The sequence below is a fragment of the Belnapia sp. AC561 genome (genome assembly GCF_979252845.1).
Genome location: NZ_CEEDBP010000363.1, coordinates 1 through 251 on the forward strand (window position 1 = coordinate 1; position 251 = coordinate 251).

Below are 251 nucleotides of genomic sequence, written 5' to 3' on the forward strand. Positions count from 1 at the left end.
GTTGCTGGTTTCAGTTTCATTAAACTTAAAGGCACAAACCAGTTGGTATAGAGTTAAATTAGGCGATAGCATAAGTGTTGCATTTCCAAAAATGCCAGGTAAAGGCGCTGGCCGTTCGTATGGTTGTAAAGACAGTACGGGCGTTGTTTTTGCCGCTAGTGTGTCTGAGATTGCCAAAGCTATCAATTTTGATATAGCAACATTCGATAGCGTTGTAGTTGAACAGGATTTTGCTAAAGATTTCTTAGAAG

1 protein-coding gene is annotated in these 251 nt (G+C 39.8%); it reads left to right on the forward strand.

The features are described from left to right. Positions 1-251, forward strand: a 251-nt coding sequence (locus AC0IW9_RS31445) for a hypothetical protein (RefSeq protein ID WP_471652210.1), incomplete at both ends; no start/stop codon positions are given.